The organism is Dysosmobacter sp. Marseille-Q4140, assembly GCA_018228705.1.
GTDB lineage: Bacteria > Bacillota > Clostridia > Oscillospirales > Oscillospiraceae > Oscillibacter.
Genome location: CP073694.1, coordinates 2,366,457 through 2,387,163 on the forward strand (window position 1 = coordinate 2,366,457; position 20,707 = coordinate 2,387,163).

General features: G+C 68.7%; 21 protein-coding genes. 8 read left to right on the top strand and 13 right to left on the bottom strand.

Going from position 1 to position 20,707, the window contains the following annotated elements; all coding sequences use genetic code 11:
* Positions 1-117: 117 nt before the first annotated feature.
* From KFE19_11750 to larE, 7 genes are read right to left on the bottom strand one after another with little or no spacing between them, the layout of a single operon-like run.
* The gene (locus KFE19_11750; protein QUO37058.1) at positions 118-885 is read right to left on the bottom strand and encodes an ABC transporter ATP-binding protein; all 768 of its coding nucleotides are present in this window, start codon (positions 883-885) and stop codon (positions 118-120) included.
* Positions 879-1,952: an iron ABC transporter permease gene (locus tag KFE19_11755; protein ID QUO37059.1), complete on the bottom strand. Its 1,074-nt coding sequence runs from the start codon at positions 1,950-1,952 to the stop codon at positions 879-881. Before KFE19_11755 ends, KFE19_11750 begins: the two co-directional genes overlap by 7 nt.
* Positions 1,942-3,063: an iron ABC transporter substrate-binding protein gene (locus tag KFE19_11760; GenBank protein ID QUO37060.1), complete on the bottom strand. Its 1,122-nt coding sequence runs from the start codon at positions 3,061-3,063 to the stop codon at positions 1,942-1,944. The genes KFE19_11755 and KFE19_11760 overlap by 11 nt, the downstream gene beginning before the upstream one ends.
* A 24-nt stretch (positions 3,064-3,087) precedes the next feature.
* The gene (locus tag KFE19_11765) at positions 3,088-3,606 is read right to left on the bottom strand and encodes a TraR/DksA C4-type zinc finger protein (GenBank protein QUO37061.1); all 519 of its coding nucleotides are present in this window, start codon (positions 3,604-3,606) and stop codon (positions 3,088-3,090) included.
* On the bottom strand, positions 3,599-4,921 hold the full coding sequence (gene larC / locus KFE19_11770; GenBank protein QUO37062.1) for a nickel pincer cofactor biosynthesis protein LarC: 1,323 nt from the start codon (positions 4,919-4,921) through the stop codon (positions 3,599-3,601). Before larC ends, KFE19_11765 begins: the two co-directional genes overlap by 8 nt.
* Entirely contained in the window at positions 4,918-5,679 is a 762-nt protein-coding gene (gene larB, locus KFE19_11775; protein ID QUO37063.1) for a nickel pincer cofactor biosynthesis protein LarB, read from the bottom strand. Before larB ends, larC begins: the two co-directional genes overlap by 4 nt.
* An 18-nt stretch (positions 5,680-5,697) precedes the next feature.
* On the bottom strand, positions 5,698-6,453 hold the full coding sequence (gene larE, locus KFE19_11780; GenBank protein QUO37064.1) for an ATP-dependent sacrificial sulfur transferase LarE: 756 nt from the start codon (positions 6,451-6,453) through the stop codon (positions 5,698-5,700).
* 258 nt (positions 6,454-6,711) lie between these two features.
* On the opposite strand from larE, the gene KFE19_11785 reads away from it, so the two are divergent.
* From KFE19_11785 to KFE19_11810, 6 genes are all read left to right on the top strand, one after another.
* Complete coding sequence (locus KFE19_11785) at positions 6,712-7,158, top strand: DUF3842 family protein (GenBank protein QUO39618.1); 447 nt, start codon at positions 6,712-6,714, stop codon at positions 7,156-7,158.
* Position 7,159: 1 nt separating this feature from the next.
* A complete protein-coding gene (locus KFE19_11790; GenBank protein ID QUO37065.1) occupies positions 7,160-8,500 on the top strand; it encodes a sodium-dependent transporter in 1,341 nt (446 codons plus the stop codon).
* Between the two features lies 1 nt (position 8,501).
* A complete protein-coding gene (locus tag KFE19_11795) occupies positions 8,502-9,506 on the top strand; it encodes an XdhC family protein (GenBank protein QUO37066.1) in 1,005 nt (334 codons plus the stop codon).
* Positions 9,507-9,649: 143 nt separating this feature from the next.
* Positions 9,650-10,156 (top strand): cytidine deaminase, encoded by a 507-nt coding sequence (locus KFE19_11800; protein QUO37067.1) that lies wholly within the window; start codon positions 9,650-9,652, stop codon positions 10,154-10,156.
* A 19-nt stretch (positions 10,157-10,175) separates the two neighbouring features.
* Positions 10,176-12,506 carry a Coenzyme F420 hydrogenase/dehydrogenase, beta subunit C-terminal domain gene (locus KFE19_11805; protein ID QUO37068.1) on the top strand — a complete coding sequence of 777 codons (2,331 nt, stop codon included), beginning with the start codon at positions 10,176-10,178 and terminating at the stop codon, positions 12,504-12,506.
* 142 nt (positions 12,507-12,648) lie between these two features.
* Positions 12,649-12,807 (top strand): rubredoxin, encoded by a 159-nt coding sequence (locus KFE19_11810; GenBank protein QUO37069.1) that lies wholly within the window; start codon positions 12,649-12,651, stop codon positions 12,805-12,807.
* Between the two features lie 54 nt (positions 12,808-12,861).
* Here the strand turns inward: KFE19_11810 and KFE19_11815 are convergent, their stop codons facing one another.
* From KFE19_11815 to dusB, 4 genes are all read right to left on the bottom strand, one after another.
* Positions 12,862-13,383 (bottom strand): QueT transporter family protein, encoded by a 522-nt coding sequence (locus KFE19_11815; protein ID QUO37070.1) that lies wholly within the window; start codon positions 13,381-13,383, stop codon positions 12,862-12,864.
* A gap of 254 nt (positions 13,384-13,637) precedes the next feature.
* A complete protein-coding gene (locus KFE19_11820; GenBank protein QUO37071.1) occupies positions 13,638-14,705 on the bottom strand; it encodes a zf-HC2 domain-containing protein in 1,068 nt (355 codons plus the stop codon).
* On the bottom strand, positions 14,702-15,319 hold the full coding sequence (locus KFE19_11825; protein QUO37072.1) for a sigma-70 family RNA polymerase sigma factor: 618 nt from the start codon (positions 15,317-15,319) through the stop codon (positions 14,702-14,704). Before KFE19_11825 ends, KFE19_11820 begins: the two co-directional genes overlap by 4 nt.
* A complete protein-coding gene (dusB, locus tag KFE19_11830; protein QUO37073.1) occupies positions 15,316-16,284 on the bottom strand; it encodes a tRNA dihydrouridine synthase DusB in 969 nt (322 codons plus the stop codon). The genes KFE19_11825 and dusB overlap by 4 nt, the downstream gene beginning before the upstream one ends.
* Before the next feature lie 204 nt (positions 16,285-16,488).
* Between dusB and KFE19_11835 the strand changes: the two genes are divergently transcribed.
* Both KFE19_11835 and KFE19_11840 read left to right on the top strand, forming a co-directional pair.
* Positions 16,489-18,534, top strand: coding sequence for a SpoIIE family protein phosphatase (locus KFE19_11835; protein ID QUO37074.1), 2,046 nt, complete (start codon positions 16,489-16,491; stop codon positions 18,532-18,534).
* A 76-nt stretch (positions 18,535-18,610) separates the two neighbouring features.
* Positions 18,611-18,880 carry a hypothetical protein gene (locus tag KFE19_11840; protein ID QUO37075.1) on the top strand — a complete coding sequence of 90 codons (270 nt, stop codon included), beginning with the start codon at positions 18,611-18,613 and terminating at the stop codon, positions 18,878-18,880.
* Between the two features lie 50 nt (positions 18,881-18,930).
* On the opposite strand, the gene ribF is transcribed toward KFE19_11840, so the two are convergent.
* Together ribF and truB are read right to left on the bottom strand one after the other, a co-directional pair.
* The gene (gene ribF, locus KFE19_11845; GenBank protein QUO39619.1) at positions 18,931-19,833 is read right to left on the bottom strand and encodes a riboflavin biosynthesis protein RibF; all 903 of its coding nucleotides are present in this window, start codon (positions 19,831-19,833) and stop codon (positions 18,931-18,933) included.
* Positions 19,830-20,696 carry a tRNA pseudouridine(55) synthase TruB gene (truB, locus tag KFE19_11850; GenBank protein QUO37076.1) on the bottom strand — a complete coding sequence of 289 codons (867 nt, stop codon included), beginning with the start codon at positions 20,694-20,696 and terminating at the stop codon, positions 19,830-19,832. Before truB ends, ribF begins: the two co-directional genes overlap by 4 nt.
* Positions 20,697-20,707 lie beyond the last annotated feature (11 nt).

The window sequence follows — 20,707 nt, forward strand, 5'->3', positions numbered from 1 at the left end:
CGCCGCGCCGCCGCCTCCTCTCTTGCTCCGTCGTTTATCATACGAGACAGCGTCCCGGATTTCTTCAAAAAAATGAAAATTCTCTCCCCGGCCAGGCTCCGGCAGGGGAGAGAGCGCTCAGTTCCGGCGAATGCCCCGGACCACCACCGCCGGCTCTCCGGCGGCATGGGTCACGGCGGCCTCCACTCCGTAGACCGCGGCCAGGGCCTCCGGCGTCACCACGGAGGCGTCCCCGGCGGCGTGGACGGCGCCGCCCCGGAGCAGCAAAAAGCGGTCGCAGAAGCGCAGCGCCTGGGTGAGGTCGTGGAGCACCGCCACGGCGGTGAGCCGTTCCTCCCGGCAGATCCGGCGCACCAGATCCAGCACCTCGTACTGGTTGCGCAGGTCCAGATTGCTGGTGGGCTCGTCCAGCAGCAGGAGCTTCGGCCGCTGGGCCAGGGCCCGGCCCAGCAACACCTTCTGCCGCTCGCCGCCGGAGAGCCGGTCAAGCTCCCGGTCCGCCAGCGTCTCCAGGTCCAGGCGGCGCAGGACGGCCTCCACCGCCCGCCGGTCCTCACCGGAAACGCCCCAGCGCAGATAGGGCTTGCGGCCCAGCAGCACCGTATCGTAAACCGTCAGCGCCGCGGCGGTGTTCTCCTGGGCCACGAAGGCCGCCTGCCGGGCCAGCGCGCCGGGGGAGAGGGCCGTGAGGTCCGTACCGTCCAGCATTGCCCGCCCGGCTCTGGGGCGCAGGATGCCGCCCAGGCATTTGAGCAGGGTGGACTTTCCGGCACCGTTGTTGCCCAGGACCGCCAGAAAGGAGCCCGGTTCCACGGAAAAAGAGATGTCCCGCAGGATCTCCCGCCCGCAGGGATAGGAGAAGGAGAGGCATTCCACATTCAGCACAGGCGGTCCCCCCTTCGAAACAGCAGATAGAGAAACATAGGCGCCCCCAAAAAGGAGGTGATGGCCCCGATGGGCAGCACCGCCGGAGACAGCAGTTCCCTGGCCGCCAGATCGCCCAGCAGCAGCAGCGCCGCGCCGCCCAGGGCGGAGGCGGGGATCAGAAAACGGTGGTCGGCGCCGGTGAAGCGGCGCAGCATGTGGGGCGCCACCAGCCCCACAAAGCTGACCACCCCCACGAAGGCCACGCTGACGGCGGCGATGAGGGTACACAGCGCCATGCTGGCGCAGGTCAGGACGCCCACGTTGACGCCCAGGCTTCGTGCGGTGTCTCCGCCGCCGGAGAGGGCGTTGTAGTTCCAGCGGTTCCACAGGAAAAAGAGCAGGGCCGCCGCCGTGCAGGCGGCGATGAGGCCGATCTCGCTCCAGCCGGGCCGGCCCAGGTCCCCGAAGGTCCAGTAGACCACCGTGGCTACCTGGACGTCGTCGGCAAAGTATTGCAGCAGGGTGGTGCCGCCGGTGAACAGGGAGCTCAATGCCACCCCCGCCAGGATCATGGAGGAGGGCGCGGCGCCCCGCAGCCGGGACAGTGCCAGCACGAATACCGTGGTGGCCATACCGCCTAAAAAGGCGCACACCGTCACGGCGGCGGGGGAGGAGATGGTGACGGCGGAAGCAGCGTTGGCGGCGTTCTGGACCCCGGCGTCCAGGCCGATGATGGCCGCCGCCGCGCCGAAGGCCGCCCCCTGAGATACCCCCAGTGTGGAGGCAGAGGCCAGGGGATTGCGGAGCACGCACTGCATCACGCAGCCGGACAGGGCCAGGGCGGCGCCCACCACGGTGGCCGCCGCCGTCCGGGGCAGCCGCACCCGGAAGAGGATGGCCCGGGTCTGGTCGGTGCCCCGGCCCAGCAGGGCCTCCAGCAGATCGCCCGCCGTCAGGGCGGAGGAACCGGTGGTCAGGGAGACCAGGACCAGAGCCCCCACCAGCAGCGCCAGCACCGCCAGGGTCAGCCATCTGCGCCGGAGGAGGCGGCCGTATGCCGCCGGCATGGTCCGCTCACGTCCCATGGCCGATCACCAGGGGACCAAAGCCCAGACCCTCCGCCGCCATCTCGGCGTAATAGCCCCGACCCAGCAGGAATTCCAGGATCTCGTCGGTCGTTTCCGCCATATCCACGTCAGCAAACCGCTCCGGATACAGGACGGACCCGGCGTAGTAGGCGTCGGCCAGGGCATAGCCCACGTTGGTGGAGTAGTTGTTGTAGGACACGCAGGCGTAGACCTGTCCCTGCCGCACCGCCGTCAGAGCGTCGAAGAAGCCGGGGTTGGCGTCGTATTCCCCGTTGACCAGCTCCAGGCTGCCCGGGTCCAGAAAGATCACGTCCGGGTCCCAGGTGAGGAGCTTCTCCGGATCGGCGTCGTAGTAGCCCTCCTGGTCCGCCTCGTCGGCCACGTTCCGGGCGCCGATGGCCAGGAAGGGGCCGAAGCGGGAGTAGGTGCCGGTGAAGCCGTGGGCCCCGGAGAAAGTGACGGCCCCGGCGTAGCAGGCGGGCTTGTCCGATTCCGGAATGTCCGCCGTCCGGGCGGCCAGATCCGCCTTGCAGCCGTCGATGTAATCCAAAACCGCCTCACACCGCTCCCGGGCCCCCAGCACCTGGGCGGCCACGGTCATGGCGGTGTAGAAGCTCTCATCGATGAAGTTGATGCTCTGGGCCCGGACGGATACGCAGGGGATGCCGGTGGCGGCCTGGAGATCCTCCAGGGCCTCCTGGGTGTAGCCGGAGAGGATCACGTCCGGCTGGAGGGTGATGAGCTCCTCCACATAGGCGGTGTTGGCGGTGCCGCCGCCCTTGCCGATGGAGGGAAGGCGCTCCAGAAGGTCGTGGTAGACATAGGCGTAGTCCCGGAGGGGGGAGGTCCCGTAGGTTTTGTCGGTGTCCTCCACGCCGGCGAGGCGGTCGGTGCACTGGAGATAGCACACCATCCGCAGCGCGCCGGAGCCGGTGCACACCACCGTCTCCACGGTCTCCGGAATCTCCACGGTCCGGCAGTAGCTGTCCGTCACGGTGCGGACGGCGGTATCCGCGGCGGGATCATCACCGCCGCCAGCCCCGCCGCCGCAGGCGGTGAGGCCCGCCAGGGCCAGCAGGGTCAAAAGCAGAGAAAACAGTCGTCTCATGCAGGTTCCTTTCCTTGATGGGGGTCAGCGGTCATAGGGGCGGAAGCAGTGCAGGCACACCACCTTCCCGTCCTGGAGACGGGCCATGTGCTCCGCCATGGTCTCCCCGCAGATCGCGCAGGTGCAGGTGCGGAAGAGCTGGGCCTTTTCCGGCAGGGGGACTCTGGGAGCCGTGGTGGTGAAGAGGTCCTCCAGCGGGGCCTCCAGGATCCACCGCATCCGCTCCTCCCGGGTCATGTCCGACTGATTGCGCAGGGCCACCACCCGGACGCCCTTTCCCGTGGCCCGGCTGTAAAAGGTGTAGGCGCTCTTGCCGGTGGGGGTGTAAAGGAGATTGCCCTTGCCGAAGGTGCAGCCCAGCAGCACCTGGACAGCGTCCACCGGGCAGGCGTCGGTCTCGGCGATGCACACCAGCTCCTCGTCGGGGGAGAAGCCCCAGCCCAGCCGGTCCCGGACGTACTCGCACAGACGCACGCCCAGGGCCAGGCCCGGGCAGGTATGGCCGTGGAAGGCCGCGCACTTGTCCCAGATGGCTTTATCCACGGGGTGCCTCCTGTTCCGCCGCGGCCTTCACCGCCGCCTCCCACACGGTCTGAAAGGGGACGCCGCAGCGCCGGGCGGCGGCTGCCGCGTCGCCGTACTCCGGCTTTTCCTTACAGATGCCGAAGCCCTCCCCCCGCTTCATGGCGATGGGGCCAAAGGCCGTCTCCACCGTGCGGCAGGAGGGGGTGAGCACATAGCGGGCGCACCGCCGGGCCCGGACCCCCAGGGTAGAGGTCTCCCGCAGCACGGCCCGGGCCAGGCGCTCCTCGTCGGCGGGACGGCACAGCACCGTCAGCGCCGCGGCGGCACGGCCCTTTTTCATGACGATGGGGGCGGTGGTTACGTCCAGGGCCCCCTGGGCCATCAGGGTCTCGCAGGCGTAGGCCAGGGCCTCCGCCGTGGAGTCGTCGATGTGGCAGACCAGCTCCGTGATCTCCTCCCGGCCCGCCTGGCCGCTCTCGCCCAGCAGGGCGCGGACGCAGTTGGCGGCGGGGAACTCCTTGCGGCCCACGCCCACGCCGGTGGCCTCCAGGGTCATCAGGGGCTGGGGGCCGAAGGAGGCGGCAAAGTGGGCCAGCAGGGCCGCGCCGGTGGGGGTGCACAGCTCTCCCCGGATCTCGCCGCCGTAGCAGGGGACGCCCCGCAGCAGGTAGGCGGTGGCGGGGGCGGGCACCGGCATAATGCCGTGGGCGCAGCGGACCTGACCGCTGCCCACATGGACCGGGGAGGCCGTGATCCGCTCCGCGCCCAGCAGGTGCAGCGCCAGGCACACGCCGGTCACGTCCGCCACCGCGTCCAGGGCGCCCACCTCGTGGAAATGGACCTCTGTCACCGGAACGCCGTGGGCCGCGGCCTCGGCGTCGGCGATGCGGCGGTAGACGGCTTTGGCGTTCTCCCGCACCGCCTCCGGCACCGGCAGATGGTCCAGAATGCGGTCGATGTCCGCCGGAGCCGCGTGGTGATGGTGGCCGTGCTCATGGGAGTGCTCGTGGTCGTGGGGATGGTCGTGGTCATGGTGATGGTCGTGCTCATGGGGATGTTCGTGGTCGTGAGGGTGCTCGTGGACCTCCGGCGCAGCGGTGCCCAGGGGCAGGTCGTGACTGACCTCCTCCTGGCCGTGGACCGTCACCTCCATCCGCGTCCCGGCGATGCCGCAGGTGACGGCAGGGACTGCCGCCACGGTCACGCCGGGCAGGAGGCCGTTCATGGTGCGCAGGAAGTCCTCCTTCTGCTGCCGGTCCAGCAGCTCATACAGGGCCGCCGTCAGCATATCGCCTGCGGCGCCCATGTTGCACTCGAGATACAGCGTTTTCATTCCCGGATCCCCTCCATGAGATTGATGCGGCTGGCGAGAAATCCCGCGCCGAAGCCGTTGTCGATGTTCACCACGCTGATGCCGCTGGCGCAGGCGTTCAGCATGGACAGCAGGGCGCTGAGCCCGCCGAAGGAGGCCCCGTAGCCCACGCTGGTGGGCACGGCGATGACGGGGCAGTCCACCAGGCCCCCGACTACGCTGGCAAGGGCCCCCTCCATGCCCGCCACGGCCACCACCGCCCGGGCGCTCATCAGAGGCTCCAGGTTGGAAAGGAGCCGGTGCAGCCCCGCCACGCCCACGTCGTAGAGCCGGGTCACGGCGCTGCCCAGGGCCTCGGCGGTGAGAGCCGCCTCCTCCGCCACGGGCAGGTCGCTGGTGCCGCCGGTGGCCACCACCACGCTGCCCCGGCCCGTCACCGCTTTGGGGAAGGCCACCGCCAGGCGGGACAGGGGATCGTAGCGCAGGGGGAACCGGGCCTGGAGGATCTCCGCCGTCTCCGGGGCGATCCGGGACACCAGGACGTTTTCCGCTCCCCGGCCGCCCATGGCCTCCAGGATCCCGGCGATCTGCTCCGGCGTCTTGGACTGGCCGTAGATCACCTCCGCGGACCCCTGGCGCAGGGCGCGGTGGTGGTCCACCTTGGCGTAGCCCAGGTCCTGGAAGGGGGCCAGCTTCAGCCGCAGCAGCGCCCCCTCCGGGGTCAGTTCGCCAGCCTGGACCTGCTGCAAAATGTGCAAGATATCATTCTTTTCAGACATGATATACGACAACTCCCTTCAATTCGACGGCGTTCGGGCCGTGAGGTCCAGATGGACGGCGGCAAACAGCGGCGCAAGACCCGCCAGGATCTCCGCCCGCCGCTCCAGCGCCAGGGGCATCTGGGCGGCCGTGACCTGCACCAGGGCGCCGTCCCCCCGCTGCCGCAATCGGAAGTCCCGGAAGCCCAGGGCCGCCAGCACCGCCTCGCCCTGCTCCACCTTCTTCAGCGCCGCCGCCGTCAGGGGCGTGCCGGCGGGGACCCGGGTGGCGAGGCAGGCATAGGCGGGCTTGTCCCAGGTGGGGAGGCCCGCCTCCCGGCTCAGGCGCCGGACGTCGGCCTTGGTCAGCCCGCACTCCCGGAGGGGGGACCGGACTCCCAGCTCCGCCAGGGCCGCCATGCCGGGGCGGTCGCCGGCGTCGTCGGAGGCGTTGGTGCCGTCGGCCACCAGGGGAAGGCCCTCTGCCGCCGCGTGGTCCAGGATGGCCCGGAACAGGGCCCGCTTGCAGAAGTAGCACCGCCGGGGCGGGTTGGCGGCCACCTGCGGGTCCGCCAGCACGTCCGCCTCCAGCACCGTCAGGGGCAGACCGCACAGGTCCGCCAGGGTCTCGGCGTCTGCCCGCTCATGGGCGGGCTGGAAGGGTGTCTGGACAAAGCAGGCCCTCCAGCCGGCGCCGTATTTGCCCGCCGCCCAGGCCAGCAGGGCGGAGTCCACGCCGCCGGAGAGGGCCAGGAGCCCTCTGGGATGCTGCTGAAAGAAGGATGGAAGATCCATCGCCGTCACCTCCGAAACAAAAAAGGGCATACCCCGGCCGGGGTATGCCTTCTGGCATCGCTGAACAGGCTCCGCCTCCGGCGGAGCGGACAGAGAGGATCGGCGCCCTGGGCGCCGGGCGGGGACCTTCTGATCCCCCGTAGAAATTCATTATACCGTGCCGCCCGGCCGCCGTCAAGGCGCACCTTGACAAGGGCCGGGAAGATGGGTATTCTGGGAGAAACAAAAAGAGGAGGGATGACCGTGGGGGAGCGGGACGTGCTGGTGGCTGTGGTGGACGGCCAGGGAGGCGGCATGGGCCGGGGACTGGTGGAGGCCGTGAAGCGGGCCTGGCCGGACCTGCGGGTCCGGGCCCTGGGCACCAACGCCCTGGCCACCGCCGCCATGCTGCGGGCCGGGGCCGACGACGGCGCCACCGGCGAGAACGCCGTGGCGGTGAATGCCGCCCGGGCGGACGTGATCCTGGGCCCCGTGGGGATCGCCATTCCCAACGGACTGTTGGGAGAGGTGACGCCCCGGATGGCGGAGGCCGTGGGGGAGAGCGCCGCGGCGAAGATCCTGCTGCCCTCCCAGCGCTGCGGTATCCGCCTGGCGGTGGGCCCGGTCCAGCCCATGCAGTTCTATCTGGACGAGGCGGTGCGCCTGCTGGGCCAGGAGCTGGGGCGGCTGGGCCGTATCCCTCACAACGACGACGGGAGGACCTGACATGAAAAACCATCCGACCTCCGGCGGGCGGGACGCCTTCCGCTCCCGCTGGGGCTTCAAGCTGGCCTGCATCGGCTCCGCCGTGGGCATGGGGAACATCTGGATGTTCCCCTCCCGGGTGTCGGCCTACGGGGCGGTGTTCCTGCTGCCCTATATTCTGTTCGTGGCCCTGATCGCCTCCACCGGCGTCATCGGGGAGATGGCCTTCGGCCGGGCGGCCGGGGGCGGGCCCATCGTGGCCTTCGGCGAGGCGGCCCGGCGCCGCACCGGCAGCCGCCGCTGGGGCGAGGCCCTGGGCCTGGTGCCGGTGGCGGGCTCCCTGGCCATGGCCATCGGCTACTCCGTGGTGGTGGGCTGGCTGCTGAAATACGCCGCCGACGCCCTGACCGGCGCCTGGCTGGAAAACCGGGGCGTGGAGGCCTTCGACGCGGCCTTCTCCTCCGCCGCCTCCGCCTGGGGCAACAACCTCTGGCAGACCGCGGCGGTGGTGATCGCCATGGCCATCATGGCCCTGGGCATCGGCGGGGGCATCGAAAAGGCCAATAAGGTGATGATGCCCCTGTTCTTCTGCCTCTTCCTGGGCCTGGCGGTGTACATCTCCACCCTGCCCGGCGCCGGGGCGGGCTACCGCTATATGTTCCTCATGGACCCGGCGGGGCTGCTGGACCCCATGGTGTGGGTCTATGCCCTGGGCCAGGCCTTTTTCTCGCTGTCCGTGGCTGGCAACGGCACGCTGATCTACGGATCGTATCTGTCCCGGGAGGCGGACGTGCCCGCCTCCGCCCGGACCGTGGCCCTGTTTGACACCCTGGCCGCCATGCTGGCGGCGCTGGTCATCATCCCCGCCATGGCTACCGCCGGGGAGACCCTCAGCCGCAGCGGCCCGGGCCTCCTGTTCATCTTCCTGCCCAACCTCTTCCGGGAGATGCCCGGCGGGCCGGTCATCATGGCGGTATTTTTCGTGGCGGCCCTCTTTGCCGGTATGACCTCCCTCATCAACCTCTTCGAGGCCCCCATCGCCACGGTCCAGGAGAAGTTTCGCCTGAGCCGCCTGGCCGCCGTGGGCGCGGTGGGTGCCGTGGGCCTCGCGGCCAGCCTGGCCATCCAGGGGATCGTGTCCCCGTGGATGGACGTGTGCTCCATCTACGCCTGCCCCGTGGGGGCATTACTGGCGGGCGTGTTCTTCTTCTGGGTCTGGGGGAAGGCGGACTGCCTGTCCCAGGTGAACCTGGCCCGTCGTAAGCCCCTGGGAAGCTGGTTCTACCCCCTGGCAAAATACGCATTCTGCGGCGTGACGGTGATCGTTCTGGTCATGGGCGCCATCAAGGGAGGCATTGGCTGAGATGCGGGAATTTTTCAGAGAGATCCTTCACGCTCTGGAGGCTGGGCGGCCGGTGGAGCTGGTCAGCGTGGTCCGCGCCAGCGGCTCCACCCCCCGGGGCGCCGGGGCCATGATGGCCGTGTTCCCCGATGGCCGCGCCGTCGGTACCGTGGGCGGCGGCAGCGCTGAGTTCGAGTCTCAGAAACATGCCGCGGCCCTGCTGAAAACCGGCGGGGAGGACCTGTGCCGCTTCCGCTTCATCCAGGGCGAGGCCGCCAGTCTCGGCATGGTCTGCGGCGGCGATGTGGAGGTCCAGTTCCAGTATCTGTCCCCGGCGGACGAGGCCGTCCTCACCGTCCTGCGGGAGATGAAGGAGGCCTGCGCCCACAGTGCGGACCTGTGGCTGGTGCGGCGGATCGAGGACGGCCGCGTCACCGCCATGGGCACCGCAGGGCGGGATGCGGTACGCCATCTGGAGGCCCCGCCGGAGAATTTGCCGGACCTGCTGGGTCCCCGGGCGGTCTATGACGGGCAGTGGTTCGCGGTGCCGGTGGTGAAGGCCGGACGGACCTATATCTTCGGCGGCGGCCATGTGTCCCAGGCCCTGGTGCCGGTGCTGGCGGGGCTGGACTTCCGCCCGGTGGTGTACGACGACCGGCCGGAGTTTGCCGACCCGGCCCTGTTTCCCGGCGCGGAGCAGACCCTCTGCGGCAGCTTCCTGGAGTTGTCCCGGCACGTCACGGTGACGCCGGACGACTGCGTGGTCATCATGACCCGGGGTCACCAGGCGGACTACGAGGTGCTCACTCAGGTCCTGCGCAGCGGCGCCCGGTACATCGGGTGCATCGGCTCCCGGAAGAAGCTGGCACTTTGCCGGGACAAGCTGCTCGCCGCCGGCTTTACCGAGGCGGAATACGCCTGCGTCCACGCCCCCATCGGCCTTGCCATCGGGGCGGAGACCCCGGCGGAGATCGCCATTTCCGTGGCGGCGGAGATGATCGCCGTCCGGGCGGGCGTGAAGCCCTGAGAAAAAGCGGGAAAATTTCCCCGGCAGCCCTCCCATTGGGAGGGCTGTCTGCTTGCATTGGGGGCCGGGGCCATGGTACAATAAATCCTGACAAAATGGCCGCCCAAGGGGACCGGCAGATCATCACGACGGAGGGGAAGCCTATGAACCGCATCAGCAAGGAGAACTACTACCTGGACATCGCCCAGACCGTTCTGGAGCGGGCTACCTGCCTGCGGCGGGTGTACGGCGCCATCATTGTGAAGAACGATGAGATCATTGCCACCGGCTACAACGGCGCTCCCCGGGGCCGGGCCAACTGCGTGGACATGGGCTACTGCTCCCGGGAGGCCCAGAAGGTGCCCCGGGGCGAGCGGTACGAGCTGTGCCGCAGCGTCCACGCCGAGGCCAACGCCATCATCTCCGCCGCCCGGCGGGACATGGTGGGCGGCACGCTGTATCTGGTGGGCCGGGACGCCCGCACCGGAGAGCTGCTCTCCGACGCCACCTCCTGCCCCATGTGCCGCCGCCTGGTCATCAATGCGGGCCTGGCCCGGGTGGTGATCCGCCGGACTCCCACGGAGTTCGACGTGGTGGACGTGGAGCAGTGGGTCCACGAGGACGACCTGCTGGTGCCCCGGGACCCGGATGCCATTCTGGACCAGATGTGAGAGAAAGGAAGCCTGCGGTTTGAAGATCGGACTTGTGACCTTTTACCATATCCACCATTACGGCGCTCTGCTCCAGGCCTGCGCCACGGAGCGGGCGGTGGAGGCCCTGGGGGGCCAGTGCGAGATCATCGACTACTACGTCAATCAGAACAACGCGCTCTTCCAGGCCCCCAAAGGCCTGGGCAGCGCCGCCCACGACGCCCATACCGCCCTGCACTACGGGCCGCTCAAGGCCCGGTACGGCCGGTTCGAGGCCTTTGCCCGTCAGCACCTGCGCATCTCCCCCCACCGCTTTGAGAGCCTGGAGGAGCTGCGCTCGGCGGAGCTGCCCTACGACCTGATCCTCTCCGGCAGCGACCAGATCTGGAACCCGAAGATCTTCCCGGACGGACACTTTGACCCGGTGTTCTTCGGCGCCTTCACGGACCGGCGGAAGATCGCCTACGCCCCCTCCTTCGGCATCCCCCGGATCCCGGAGGAGATGGAGGAGGAGCTGCGGGGCTATCTGGAGCAGTTCTCCCACCTCTCCGTCCGGGAGCGGCAGGGCCGGCGGATCGTCCGGGACCTGACGGGCCGGGAGGTGGAGGTGGTGCTGGATCCCACACTGCTGCTGACGGCGGAGCAGTGGAAGGCCATGGCCTCCGACACGCTGTTCACCGGCCGGAACGCCCTGCCAAAGGGCGGCTACCTCCTTTGCTACTGCATCAGCCGCCCCGGCGCCCTGGAGCCCTACATCCGGCGCCTGGCGGCCGAGACCGGGCTGCCGGTGGTGCAGCTGTGCGGCATCCGCCAGAAGGTCCACCCCAAGGCCCGCTGCGTGCTGGACGCGGGCCCGGCGGAATTCCTGAGCCTCTTTGCCAACGCCGCCGCCGTGTGTACCAACTCCTTCCACGGCACGGTGTTCTCCCTCCAGTTCCAGGTGCCCTTCTTCACCGCTGTGTCTCCGGCGGAGCTGGCGGCGCCGGAGAGCTCCCGGACCTTCAGCCTTTTGAGCCGCCTGGGCCTCCAGGACCGGATCATCGGCACCGGCACCTCCGCCGGACCCGGCGACCCCGTGGATTGGGCCGCCGCCGGGGAGCGGCTGGAGGCGGAGCGCCAGGCCTCCCTGGACTACCTGTGGGCCGCCATGACCGGTGCCCCCCGGGAGGAGGCGCCCGCCCACGTGGAGCCGCCGGCCTCCGCCGGTCCCGTCCTGGCCGACCGCACCCGCTGTACCGGCTGCTCCGCCTGCGCTGCTGTCTGCCCCAAAGACGCCATCGCCATGAAGCGGGACAAGGAGGGCTTTGCCTATCCGGCCGTGGACCCGGAGCGCTGCGTCCGCTGCGGCCGCTGCACCGCCGTGTGCCCCATCCTGAACCCCAAGGAGCGCAGCGGCGTCCCGGCGGTGTTCGCCGCCTGGAACAAGGACGACGCCATCCGAAAGGACTCCACCTCCGGCGGCGTGTTCTCCCTGGTGGCGGAGTATGTGCTGGAGGGGGGCGGCGTGGTGTTCGGCGCCGCCTTTGACGCCCACCAGCACCTGCGCCACATCGCCTGCTTCCGCAAGGAGGACCTGTGGCGCCTGCGGGGGGCCAAGTACGTCCAGAGCGACCTGGGCGATCTGGGCCAGACCTTCCGGGAGATCAAGATTGCCCTGGAGACCCGGCAGGTGCTCTTCTCCGGTACCCCCTGTCAGGTGGAGGGGCTGTACCGCTTCCTGGGCGGACGGCCGGAGAACCTCACCACCTGCGACCTGGTGTGCCACGGCGTGCCCTCCCCCGGCGTGTGGGAGGACATGGCCCGGTCCATCGAGCGCCGCCGGCGCAAGGATCTCCAGGCGGTGCGCTTCCGCAACAAGGTCACCGGCTGGAAGGACAGCCACTTCACCACCGTCTACGACGACGGCACCGTGGACACGGCGCCCCTCTTTTCCACGGAGTACGGCCGGGCCTTCGGCCGGGCGCTGTTCCTGCGGCCCAGCTGCTACGCCTGTCCCTATACCACCATGGCCCGGGTGGGCGACCTGACCCTGGGCGACTTCTGGGGCCTGCGGGACGACGAGCTGCCGGAGCAGCAGGAGAAGGGCGTCAGCCTCCTCATGGTCAACACCCCCCACGGCAGCCACCTCTTCGACCAGCTGCTGCTGGGCAAGCAGGTGTTCCCGCCGGAGCGGGCCGTGGCGGGCAATCCACGGCTGGCCTCTCCCATCGGGCGTCCCGCCGAGCGGGCGGCCTTCTTCGCCGCCTATGCAACAGAGCCTTTCGAGCAGGTCCGCAAGCGCTTTTTCCGGCTGCCGCCCCTGCCGGTGCGGGCCGCCGGGAAGGTGCTGTCCCCGGAGATCAAGGAGAAGCTGCGGAAAAAGCTGCGCTGAAGAAGAAAAAATTCTGTTTCGTTGCAAAAACAACATCTTTTGACACGGCACCGTGGTATGCTTCCTAACAGAAACCACCCCCCGCGGAGCGGGGCAGAATAGAGGAACCGCCGAAGAGGCGGAAAACAGGAGGTAAATGATCATGAAGCAGTATGAGTGCGATCTTTGCGGTTATATCTACGACGAGGCCGCCGGCGACCCCGACAACGGCGTGACCCCCGGCACCAAGTGGGAGGACGTGCCCGCTGACTGGGTGTGCCCCCTGTGCGGCGCCGGCAAGGACGAGTTCACCGCGAAGTAAGACCCGGCAGACGAAAAAGTCCCGCTCCGACTGGAGCGGGACTTTTTTTGCCGTTTAGGCCGCCTCATGGCGGAGGGTCATCCGCTTGCGCAGGACGGGGATCCTGGGCAGGACCCGCAGCAGCAAAGAGCCCAGCACGTAGCAGGCGATGGCCTCGCCTGCGCCCACGGTCAGGGCGTTGAAGCCAAAGGCCGGCAGGAAGGCCGCGCCGTCCTGGACGGAGAACCAGGCGATCTCCGCGCCCACGATGACGGCGTTGCAGAGCACTGGCGGCAGCGGTGCCAGTGCCAGGTTGGGCATCCGGCGGGTCCACAGGGCCGCCAGCAGCGTGGCGGCGGTGCCGAAGATCCAGTCCAGGGGGATGGGGGACATCAGTACGTTGGAGAGGAAGCACCCCACGGCCAGGCCGGGGATGGCCTCCGGGAAGAAGAAGGGCAGCACGGTCATGGCCTCGGCCACCCGCAGCTGGATGGCCCCGTACTGGGGGATGGGCAGCAGGGTGGTCAGCACCGTGTATACGGCGGCGATGACGGCGGCGGTGGTCAGCTGGCGGACGGTAAAGCGGGAGTTGGACATGAAAAAAGACCTCCTTGTGAAGTGTGGGAGGCCTGTTGACTGCCGGCGGGCAGGAAAACACGCGGGAATTCAGGCCCGCGCCGCCTCCATTTTTTTGTTTAGAGAACGACGGGCCCGACAGACCGGGAAACCGCCGAACGAACGCCCCGCCGGGGCGCTTGGACAGGGAGATGGCACCTGTCGGAAAGCAGTATATCATATGTCCAAGGGAAAGGCAAGAAAAAGCGGAAGCCATCGGCTTCCGCTTTTTTGGACTATTTGCCTATGGAGGAAGAGGAAATTTCCTCCTCCGTCACCACGATACAGCAGAGTTCCGTGGTGCGTTCCGGATTCTCCGCCGGTCCAAGGGGCGTGTCCAGCACGTCGTAGAGGATGTGCTCCGCCTCCTCCACCGTCATGGCGTAGCCTGTTCCGATCACGCCCTTGTCAGGGAAATTGGCGTTGGAATAAGGCTTGCCCTCGTAACCGTCCAGAGCGTCTGCCACGGTATCTTTCGACAGAAATACCGTGAAGGAAAATACCACGTTGCCGTTTTCCACCCAGCTGTCCGCCGCGCTGGTGGTGGCGGCAGCGACGCTGTTTTCGCTTGGCGTCTCCGGCTGAGCGGCATCCTCGGCGGCGGCTCCGGCGTTCTCTGTGCCCGCCCCGTCTTCCGTAATCGCTCCGGCGCCCTCAGTGACGGCCTCAGTACCCTCCTGGGCAATGGCCCCGGTGTCCTCTTCGGCGATGGCTCCGGCGTCCTCCTGCCCGTTGGTCTGGGCGGTGTAGGCGTGGGGCTGGACCGCGTCTGCGGCCGTCCCCGTCTTCATCCCCATCTCCGGCGGTTCTCCGGCGGTTTCTGCGGCGGGAGTGCTGGCCTCGGCCACGGGGGGTTCCTCTGTCTCCGCTGCCTCCGGTTCAGAGTTCCGGGCGGCGGCCGTGTCGTCCCGGGTCTGTGCGGTCTCCGGGACAGTCTCCTCTGCCACGATACCGGCGGAGGCGGTGTCTGCCGTGGCTGCGTCCATGGGCAGGCTTTTTACCAAGATCACGATGGCGCAGCAGGCGGCCAGGGGCGCCAGCACCTTGAGCCAGGGGGTCCTGCGCTTTTTGCGCGGCGCTGCGCCGGAGCGGATGGCACCCATGACGGACGCGGCAAAGCCGTCCGGGACTTCGGTCTCTTCGATCTCCGGGAAGTTCTCCCGCAGCAGCAGCGCCGCCTGGACGTAGGCCCGGCAGCCGCCGCACACCGTCAGGTGCTCCCGGACGCGGGCGGCATCCTCCGGCGGCAGCTCGCCGTCGATATACGGATCCAGCAGGGCCGCGTAGTCCTCGCAGTATTTCATTGGCAGCCCTCCTTTCCTGTCTCTTTGGACGGAGGCGCCGCCAAAAAGTTCCCGCTGCGCAGCAAAAAGTTTCGCAGCTGTTTCCGCCCCCGGCTGATCCGGGATTTCACGGTGCCCACGTCCAGGTCCAACGTGTCCGCGATCTCGTCGTAGCTGAGCTGGTGCATCTCCCGCAGGACCAGCACCTGTCGGTGCTCCGGGGACAGTGCCCGGAGGCCCTCCTCGATCTGGGCGCGCAGCTCCCGGCGCTCCGCCTCCTCCTGGGGGGAGGGGGCGGCGTCTGGCACATCGCAGTTGAGCTCCTCGTCGTCCAGGGAGGGGCCCGCCGCGGCGCGGTGGCGGCCCTCCCGCCGCAGAAGGTCCACGCAGGCGTTGGACGTCAGCCGGTACAGCCAGGTGGAGAAGCTGGAGTCTCCCCGGAAGAACCGCAGCCCCTGCCAGGCGGCGAGAAAGGCCTCCTGGGCGGCCTCGGCGGCGTCCTCCTGGTTGCCGCACATCCGCACGGCCAGGGCGAACACCCGCTTCTCATACAGGCGCACCAGGGACTCGAAGGCCCCCTCGTCCCCCTGCCGGGCGGCGTCCACCAGCCGTTGTTCTTGTGTCGTATCCGTCATGTCAGATCCCTCTTGATGCCCTTGGTCACCCGGTACACATCCTCCAGGGTGCTCATCTGCACGATCTGTTCCTTGTAGTAATTGGAGTGGGGCACGCCCTTGAGATACCAGCAGTAGTGGCGACGGGCCTCCAGCACCGCCACCCGCTCGCCCTTGTACCGGGCCGCCAGCTCAAACTGGCGCACGGCGGTGTCGCACCGCTCCGCAAGGGGCGGCAGCGGCGGGATGGGCAGCCCCTCCAGGGCCGCTTTCGCCTGCTGGAACAGCCAGGGGTTGCCGAAGCACCCCCGGCCGATCATGGCCATGTCCGCCTTGGTGTGCTGCAGGATGCGCACGGCGTCCTCCGGCTTCCAGATGTCGCCGTTGGCCATGACCGGGATGGACACCGCCTCCTTTACCTGCCGGATGCAGGTCCAGTCCGCCTGTCCGCTGTATACCTGGGCCCGGGTCCGGCCGTGGACCGCCACGGCGCTGACGCCGGCCTGCTCCAGACCCCGGGCGAACTCCACACAGTTGCAGCTGCCCATATCCCAGCCCCGGCGGAATTTGGCGGTGACGGGGACGGACACCGCCTTCACCACCGCTTCGGCGATGCGGGCGGCCTTCTCCGGGTCCTTCATCAGCGCGGCGCCGTCGCCGTTGTTCACGATCTTGCCCATGGGGCAGCCCATGTTCAGGTCGATGATGTCGGCCCCGGTGGCCTCCAGGGCGATCTGGGCGGCCTCTGCCATGCACACCGGGTCGCTGCCGAAGATCTGCACGGCGGCGGGGTGCTCCCCGGGAAATTGCGTCAGCAGGGAGAAGGTCTTTTTATCGCGGTAGCACAGGGCTTTGGAGGAGATCAGCTCTGTGACGGTGTAGCCCGCTCCCAGCTCCGAACAGATCTGGCGGAAGGCCGTGTCCGTGACGCCAGCCATGGGCGCCAGGACCAGCCGGGAGTCGATCTCAACATTTCCGATCCGCAAAAGCGTCCCTCCTTTTCCGCTGAAATGCCCATATACTATACCATATCCCGCAAAAAAAGTCCACAGGGGAATCCCTGCGGCCCCTTTTGGCAAAAATTCCGGCCTTCCTCCTTTCCCGACGAGATTTTACCGGCGAGGGCTGTAAAATGATGGAAAACAACCAAGGAGGCCGCGGCGACGCGGCGAAGGCAGGAGGAATTTGCTGTGCGGCACGGTCAGATCAAGTTGGAGGGGGAGCAGTCGGCCAGACTGCTGTCCTGGGGCATCCGGTTTTTCCTGGCGGCGGCTCTGAGCGCCAGCCAGACGCCGGGGGGCTACGCCCCCTTCGCCCTGGGCTGTGTGGCTGCGTCAGGGCCGGGATCCATGGGCGGCGCGGCACTGGTGGGCTGCGTGGTGGGGGCGGCGCTGTTCATGGACTTCGCCCAGGCGCTGCCGTTCCTGGCGGCGGGGGTGCTGATCCTCTCCGCCGCCACCGCCTTCCGGGACCTGAGGCTGCTGGAGACAAAGTGGTTTTTGCCCCTGACGGCGGCGGGGCTGTTCTTGTCGGTCAGCGGCATCTATGTGCTCCAGTCCCTGGCGCCGCTGGAGGACCTGAGCCCCTGCGTGGCGGCAGCGGTGCTGGTGGGGCTTTCGGCGTGGTACGACCAGCCCCTGCTGTGGCCGGGGCGGGAGCGGCTGGAGCCGGACAGCCTGCTGTTTCTGGCCGGGTCCGTGGTGCTGGCCCTGACGGACCTGGAGCTGGTGGGGCTCTCCGTGGGCCGGGCGCTGCTGTGCGCCCTGCTGCTGTATACCGCCTACCAGCGGGGCACCCTGGCCGGCGCGGCGGCGGGTCTGGGCGCAGGGCTCACCGCGGACTTCCTCTCCGGCGGCGGCAGCGTCCTCTTCGGCGCGGCCTACGGTCTTGCGGGCATGGCGGCGGGCAGCCGGACCGGACATCGCCGGGGCGGGGCGGCCCTGGCCTTTCTGGGGGCGGTGCTGGCGGCGCTGCTGCCGGTGCACGACGCCCTGGCCGTGCCGCTGCTGCTGGAGTCCGCCGTGGGCACGGCGCTCTTTTTGCTGCTGCCGGGCCGGGTGTTCGGCGGCAAGCGGGTCAAGCGGCCTGAGGCGGCGGAGGGGGGACCGGCCCCTCTGGAGCGGATGAAGCAGCAGCTGACCCGGACGGCGGCGGTGCTGCGGGACCTGTATGACAGCATGGGCCGGGGGACCCCGGTCTCCACGGAGGAAAACCCCGCCATCATCTTCGACCGGGCGGCGGAGAAGGTGTGCCGTGGCTGTGCCCTGTGCGAGCTGTGCTGGCAGCGGGAGTACACCGGCACCTTCAACGCCCTCAACGACGCCACGCCCTTCCTCCTGGAGCGGGGACGGGCCCTGCCCAAGGACTTCCCCGGCTACTTTGCCGACCGCTGCGTCCATCTGCCGGACTTTCTCACCGCCGTCAACGGGGAGCTCTCGGCCTTTCTGCTGCGGCGGCAGTACCGGCGGCAGCTGGAGGAGACCCGCCGCAGCGCCCGGGGCCAGTACGCCCAGCTCAGCGAGCTGCTGACCGCCACCGCCGCGGGACTGGGGGAGGTACCTGTCTCCGGCGAGGCGGAGGCCGCCTGCCGTATCGGCGCGGCCCTGCGGCCCAAGGAGGGGGAGCTGGTGTGCGGGGACACGGTGGTGTCCTTCCGCACGGGGACGGGCCTTTTGTGCCTGCTGCTGGCCGACGGCATGGGCAGCGGCGAGGCCGCCCGGAAGGAGTCGGCCCTGACCTGCCGCCTGGTGGAGCAGTTCCTGGAGGCAGGCATTGAGCCGGAGGCGGCCCTCAAGACCCTCAACTCCGCCATGGCCCTCCGGGGGGCGGACACCGGCAGCTTCACCACCATCGACCTGCTCACCTGCCGCCCGGAGACCGGGGAGGCGGTGTTCTACAAGTACGGCGCCGCCCCCAGCTACCTGAAAAAGGGCGGCGTGGTCCGTCGGGTCACCGGCGGCACCCTGCCGGCGGGGCTGCGGGGATCACCGGCGGTGCCGGACGTGACCCGGGCGACACTGGAGCCCGGCGGCTTTGCGGTGCTCATCAGCGACGGCGTGGCGGACCCGGGCCGGGACGAGTGGCTCATGGACCTGCTGGCCGGCTGGGAAGGGGAGGACCCCCAGGTATTGGCTGGGCTGATCCTCAGCGAAAGCGTCCGCCGGGAGGGCCTCCAGGACGACTGCGGCATCCAGGTGCTGTACCGGGCGAAGGAGGGCGCTGTAAAAAAGGTGTGACAGCGGTATAATTCTCCTGCCGCCGCGGCAAACTGGAATCATCAAAACTGTGAGCAAACAGGAGGCTTGAGAGCGGATGGTGAAAGGTATTTCCAGACGGGTCGTGGTGCTGGACTCCCCGGACCAGCGGTATTTTGAACAGGCGATCTTCATTGTGCGCAACGACGCCGCCGGCGAGGGCGTCAGCGCCCGGGAGCTGGTGGAGGAGGCCAAGCGGGTGGCCCGGAACTACGCGGGCGGCGAGCACGGGAAGTTCAGCCGCCTGTGGCGGCTGAACCCGGCGGTGTACACGCTGCTGGGCGCGGGCGGCATCGGCCTGGCGTGGCTGACGGTGGCCCTGATCTGAACAGACCAAAAAACAGGAGGCCGGTCCGAAAGGACCGGCCTCCTGCGGCTTTATGCGTGTTCAAAATAGCGCCGGGTGGTCTCCGCGTCGGCGGCGATCCGGGCCTTCAGGGCGTCCAGGGAGTCGAAGCGCATCTCGTCGCGCAGGTGCTGGAAAAACTCCAGGCGGACGGTCTGGCCGTACAGATCTCCCTCGAAATCCAGCAGGCAGGCCTCCACCGTCACGTCGGTGCCGTTGTTCACCGTGGGCCGGGTGCCCACGTTGGTGACGGCGGCGTAGCTCTCCCCGCCGGGCAGGTACGCCCGGGTCACGTAGACGCCGTGGCTGGGCACCAGCACGTGGGGCGGGATGGTGAGGTTGGCGGTGGGGAACAGCCGGGCGGAGCCGATTCCGCGGCCGTGGCGGACGGTGCCCGTCATGGTGTGGGGGTGGCCCAGGAAGCGGTTGGCACGGTCGATCTGCCCCAGTTCCACCAGACGGCGGATGTAGGTGGAGCTGACGGTGATGCCCGCCACCTCCACCTTGGGGATGATGTCGCAGCCAAGGCCCAGCTCCCGGCACTTTTCCACCAGCCGCTCCGGGTTGCCCCCGTTCTTGTGGCCGAAGTGGTGGTCGTGGCCCGCCACCAGGTGGACGGCGTGATACCGTCCCACCAGGATCTCCGTGATGTAGGGCTCCCAGGGGGTGGTCATCATCTCCTGATCAAAGGGTACCATCAGCACGTCCCGGATGCCGTACAGCCGCCGGATCAGGTCCCGCCGGTCCTCCGGCGAGTTGATCAGGGGGCAGGGGACGCCGGTGACCACCTCCTTGGGCGGGCGGTCAAAGGTGAACACCGCCGGGGTGCAGCCCCGGCGGGCGGCCTCCTCCGCGGTGCGCCGCAGCAGAGCGGCGTGGCCCAGGTGGACTCCGTCAAAGAAGCCCAGGGCAATGACTCTCTCTTTCATGCTTATGCTCCGAAAAAGTTTTTGATGGACGTGAGGACGCCGCCCTCCGCCCGGGAAAGGCACAGGAACTGCCGGCCCTGACCGTAGACACGGTAGGTGCCGTCGGCGGTGCCGGGCAGGGTGATGGGATTGCCGCAGCGGACCCGCTTTTCCAGCTTGTCCGATTTCAGCAGCAGTATGGGATGGTCGGAAAAGAGGCTGTCCGTGGGCAGCAGCAGCTCTTCCCCCCGAGACTGGACGTCCTCCAGCGTCACCGCCTGGTCCGCCGTGAAGGCGGCGGCCATGGTGCGGCGCAGGGAGTACATGGCACCGCCGCAGCCCAGGGCCTGGCCGATGTCGTGGCACAATGTCCGGATGTACGTCCCCTTGGAGCACAGGCACCGCAGCACGAAGTCCGTCTCGCTCACCTGCTCCAGCAGCTCCAGTTCGTAAAAGATAACGGACCGGGGCTTGCGCTCCACCTCCTGCCCCTTCCGGGCCAGGTCGTAGAGCTTCTGCCCGCCGATCTTGATGGCGGAGTACATGGGCGGGATCTGCTGCTGAGGTCCCCGGAACCGCTCCAGCACCTGCCGCACTTGCTCCGCCGTGACGGTGACCGGATGGGTCTCCAGGGCGGTGCCGGTGGTGTCCTGGGTGTCGGTGACGAGCCCTAAGCGCAGACCCGCCACATACTCTTTGCGGCCGTTCTCCGCGAACTCCACGCCCCGGGTGGCCTGCCCCACGAACACCGGCAGCACGCCGGTGGCCATGGGGTCCAGGGTTCCGCCGTGGCCCACCCGCTTCTCGCGGAGGATGCCCCGGACCTTGGCGCACACGTCCATGCTGGTCCAGCCGGCGGGTTTGTCAATGATGAGGATCCCGTTGGGCATGGGAACACCTG